The organism is Streptomyces sp. NPDC023481, from assembly GCF_055560195.1.
The window spans coordinates 1-1,629 of record NZ_JBVHJE010000036.1; the positions used below are offsets into that span (position 1 = coordinate 1).

Annotated in this window: 1 protein-coding gene and 1 pseudogene; both read right to left on the minus strand. The window is 67.6% G+C overall.

All coding sequences use genetic code 11. The features are described 5' to 3' along the window. Nucleotides 1-82 (minus strand): DUF1918 domain-containing protein (locus tag ACZ3ZD_RS35895; RefSeq protein ID WP_467407242.1); only part of this gene is annotated, 82 nt, incomplete at its 3' end. Nucleotides 83-235: 153 nt separating this feature from the next. After that, nucleotides 236-1,385, minus strand: a pseudogene (locus tag ACZ3ZD_RS35900) (IS701 family transposase). Between the last annotated feature and the right edge of the window lie 244 nt (nt 1,386-1,629).

A 1,629-nucleotide genomic window follows, 5' to 3' on the forward strand; every position in this document is an offset into this window, starting at 1 on the left:
CCTCGATGATGTCTCCCGTTTGCTCCGCAAGCCCCACGGCCCTGCTGTGAACGATGATCCGGTCTCCAACATTGGCTCGCACGCTGTCACCCTTCTCTCGGCCTGTGCTGGCCGTGGTCTACCCACTGGCCCGTTGTCATTTAGTGCTCCAGCAGCGGTTCGTGCCCTGAGCTGCGTTTTTGGTAGTGGCAGCGGCGGGCGACGGCCTGGCGGTGTCTTCTCCAGGCCGACCACTTCAGTGCGTGGGTGACGGGGTCGCGGTCGGCTCGCGGGTGGGGCAGGAGAGCGTCCAGGAGCCGCCGGATCTCTGCCACGGTGAGCGGGATGAGGGCTGATCCGTTTCTGCATCCCCCTTTGCGGCCTCGCCTGCCTGGGCGGCGAGTGCCGTCAGGACCGCGTGGGCGAGCATCGCCAGGGTGATGTGCCGATACCAGCCGGGATAGCGGCGGACCTCGTACTCGTCCAGGCCACACTCGTTCTTCGCGGCCTGGAAGCACTCCTCGATCGCCCAGCGGGAGCCGGCCACCTGGGCCAGCTCGGCGATCTCGGCACCGACGGGTGCGTAGCCCAGGTAGTAGGCGATCTCGCCAGGGTCGGACAGGCTGCGACGGGCCATCACCCAGCGGTGATGGGTCGGCGGGTCGGGGTCGAAGACGAGGTTGGCGGGCAGCTTGGCTGCGGCCCAGTCGTAGACACGCGGGCCCTTGGCGCCGTCGCCGCAGGAGAATCTCTGCCAGGCATCGGCAGGAGCGTCCTCGATGAGCTGGTCGATGCGCCAGATCCCGGCCAGGGACTTGATCTGCTGCGACTTGGGCACCGCCACCATAGCCGACGTCGAATTGCTCGAGCAGGCGGCGGAAGTGCCAGTCCTGCCCGTAGGCCTCGTCCGCGGTGACCCAGGCGGCGGGCAGGCCAGCGGCCAGGCAGCGGCGGACGATGTCCCGGGCCAGCTCTCCCTTGGTCGCGAAGCCGCGTTCGTCGGGGATCTTCGCCGCCCGGCAGCGGTCACGATCGGACGTCCAGACCTTGGGCAGGTAGAGCTCCCGGTCCACCAGGGCTCGGCCCGAACGAGTGGCATAGGCGGCAAACACCCCGATCTGGCAGTTGTCGATCTTTCCCGAGGTGCCGGTGTACTGCCGGCCCACCCCGGCCGAAGTCGCGCCCTTCTTGATGAACCCGGTGTCGTCGATGATCAACACACCACCGGGGCCAAGGGACTCACCGACGTAAGCACGGACGTCGTCGACCAGGGCGTCCGCGTCCCAGACGCTGCTGTTCAACAGCCGCTGAAAGCCGTCCGGCGTGCGATGGCCGGCCCATTCCGCGAGCTGCCAGCCGTTCTTCCGTGCCGCTTGGCCCAGCAGACCGCGGACGTAGTCCCGCATCCGCCACGGCAGATCCGCCCGCCCGAACCGGCCCGCCACCCGGGCGAACACCGACTCCAACTCCGCAGCCCAGCAACCGACTTCAGTCATGCCCTCCATACCAGGACAATGACAATCACCAGCTCAGGACACGAACCGCTGCTGGAGTATTAGACCGTGTCCTACGTGGTGAGGCGGTCGTTGGTCAGGGCATGGGGCGGGGTACGTGGAGTTGGATTGTTCCGGACGGGCTGTGGGAGATCGC